3 protein-coding genes are annotated in these 2,914 nt (G+C 41.5%); all 3 read left to right on the top strand.

What is annotated here, in order from left to right:
• Positions 1-229: 229 nt before the first annotated feature.
• Positions 230-2,365 carry a bifunctional 23S rRNA (guanine(2069)-N(7))-methyltransferase RlmK/23S rRNA (guanine(2445)-N(2))-methyltransferase RlmL gene (rlmKL, locus tag AB4135_RS20840; protein ID WP_371995343.1) on the top strand — a complete coding sequence of 712 codons (2,136 nt, stop codon included), beginning with the start codon at positions 230-232 and terminating at the stop codon, positions 2,363-2,365.
• On the top strand, positions 2,355-2,594 hold the full coding sequence (locus AB4135_RS20835; RefSeq protein WP_371995342.1) for a glutaredoxin family protein: 240 nt from the start codon (positions 2,355-2,357) through the stop codon (positions 2,592-2,594). Before rlmKL ends, AB4135_RS20835 begins: the two co-directional genes overlap by 11 nt.
• Before the next feature lies 1 nt (position 2,595).
• A partial coding sequence (locus tag AB4135_RS20830) for an ATP-binding cassette domain-containing protein (protein WP_371995341.1) occupies positions 2,596-2,914 on the top strand: 319 nt, incomplete at its 3' end.

Below are 2,914 nucleotides of genomic sequence, written 5' to 3'. Positions count from 1 at the left end.
AATCACTACACTACATAGCCTCTGCATTGCCAAAATGGCCAATTAATTTGCGTAAAAACAACCACGAAAGAGCAACAGGCCCTAGTCAATTTTGGTTTAAAAGAAGCAAATTGAAATGATTTTCTAGTTGAGTCATGAAATTATCGGCTATTAGGCAATATCTTTTTATCATTTGCTGGCGCTTACGGGTATAATAACAAACTAATTTTTATTCAGTGTCTATCTATCGATGTTAAATTTTTTTGCTGCTGCTCCTCGGGGCTACGAATACGCGTTATCGCTTGAATTAGCGGAGCTTGGCGCTTCAGATATCAAAGAAAGTGTAGCGGGAGTTTATTTTACTGCTTCTCTAGAACTTGGTTATCGGATCACCCTTTGGTCGCGACTAGCCAGCAGAATCATTTTAGTGATCCATAAAGGACCTTGTGAGTCACCAGAGCAGCTTTATAATGCCGCTTATGGGATTGATTGGCAGATGCAGTTTTCTAACCGCAGTACTTTTAGTGTTGATTTCCATGGTATGGGTGGCTTCATTAACAACACCCAGTTTGGTGCTTTGAAAATTAAAGATGCGATAGTTGATCGTTTTCGTGATGATGATTTTTCCCGTCCGAACGTTGCTAAAATTGACGCTGACTACAAAATTGATGCTCATTATCGCCGCGGTGAAATAACCATTGGTATTAACTTTTCTGGCCCTGCGTTACATAAACGTGGTTACCGTTCTACAACGGGTGAAGCCCCGCTTAAAGAAAATCTAGCGGCAAATATGTTGGTTCGCAGTGGCTGGAAGAAATCTCCTGTCACCTTGTTAGACCCTTTTTGCGGTAGCGGTACCATTTTGATTGAAGCTGCAATGCTGGCTTGCGATATTGCTCCAGGCATTCATCGTGAACGCTTTGGTTTTGAAAAGTGGCTACCTCACAACGATAAAGTTTGGCAAGAACTGTTAAATGAAGCTCATGCTAGAGCATCAATTGGCAAGACTCGCTGTGAAATAAAATTCTATGGATCTGATATAGATTCAAGACTAGTGGCGCTTGCTAAGCGCAATGCTGAAAATGCAGGCGTACTTGAGTTTATCGATTTTAATGTTAGTAACGCGCTTAACATAAGCGTACCTGCAGCGACTGGTTATTTGATTTCGAACCCGCCTTACGGTGAACGCTTAGGAAACATGACATCATTACTGCAGCTTTATTATCAGCTAGGCGATAAGTTCAAAGCAGAATTCGGTGGCTGGAACCTAGCGATACTTAATAGTGATGCAGAGTTACTGTCAGCGTTAAAGCTTAAAGCTGACAAACAGATGAAGATGAATAACGGCGCGCTAGAGTGTGCATTTAATCTGTATACTGTTCATGCCGAAAACACTCGTCGTGTCGATCCTGCAAATATTAAAGTCGACGGTGATGTGAGTGACATCGCAGTGCCTTTCGCTAACCGCGTTAAGAAGAACTTTAAACAGTTACAAAAGTGGGCGAAGAAAGAGGGCATTGATAGTTACCGCCTTTATGATGCCGACTTGCCTGATTATAATGTTGCCATTGATAAATACCTCGATCACGTTGTTGTTTATGAATATGCCGCACCCGCAGAAATCCCTGAATCGGTGTCAAAACGTCGCTTAACAGACGTATTGATCGCGTTGCCACATGCTATCGGAATCGATCCAAACAATATTGTATTGAAGACCCGTGAGCGTAAAAAGGGCATTTCGCAATATGAAAAGATGCAAGCTAATAAGCTTGAACTTATTACAACAGAGTATGGCGCTAAATTTAAGCTTAACCTTAAAGAATATTTAGATACTGGCTTGTTTTTAGATCATCGTCTAACTCGTAAGATGGTGGGGGAAAAATCTAAAGGCCGTAGTGTGTGTAACCTATTTGCTTACACGGGGACTGCGTCGGTGCATGCTGCTATTGGCGGAGCAACGTCTGTTACGACGGTAGATATGTCGAATACCTACATCAATTGGGCGAAAGAAAACTTTGCGCTTAATGGTTTAAACGATGATAAGTATCAATTTGTGCAAGCGAACTGTTTACAGTGGATAAAGCGTACCCATGATAGATTCGATCTTATCTTTATCGATCCACCAACCTTCTCAAATTCAAAGCGTATGGAAGACTCTTTCGACGTGCTGCGTGATCATGTGCCTCTTTTGAGTAACTTGATAAAGTTGCTTAATCCAGGCGGAGAGATTATTTTCTCCAACAACAAGCGTAAATTTAAGATGGAAATTGAGCAGTTGGAAGCGGCTGGCATGTCAATTAAAAATATCGATAACCAAACGTTACCATTGGATTATAAGCGTAATCCTCAAATCCATAATACTTGGCTTATCACTCATGCTGAGTAAAGTTCATTCAGTTGTTTTATACCACACAGATGCCTGTCATCTGTGTGACTTGGCAGCGGATTTGTTACAGCAAGCACAAGTTATGTTTGTTGCGGAAGATATTTGTGAGGATGAGTTGCTAGCTGAGCGTTACGGGACAAGGATCCCTGTGGTAAGAATAACGACAGATAATCGCGAGCTGGGCTGGCCATTTGACCTCAAAGCATTACAAGAATTTTTAGGAGCGTAAGTTGAGTTTAGTACGTATTAATAACGGCTCTTTAGCCTATGGTTATACCCCGTTATTGCAAAAAGCAGATTTTACCATTGAAGCTGGTGAACGTGTTTGTATCGTAGGCCGCAATGGTGCAGGCAAATCTAGCCTGATGAAGGTACTAAGCGGTGATGTTCTGCTTGATGAAGGTGAGTTTAATATTGCTACCGATGTAAAAGTCAGTCGTTTGCAACAAGATCCACCTAAAGCCGAACAAGGAACCGTTTATGCTTATATTGCTGCTGGCTTACAAGAAGTTGGTGAAAAGTTAGAGCGTTATCATCAACTTTCTCATG

Source organism: Shewanella sp. 10N.286.54.B9 (genome assembly GCF_041468565.1).
Classification (GTDB): Bacteria; Pseudomonadota; Gammaproteobacteria; order Enterobacterales; family Shewanellaceae; genus Shewanella.
Note: the sequence above shows the minus strand (reverse complement) of the source record. Positions and strands in the feature narration are given on the sequence as shown.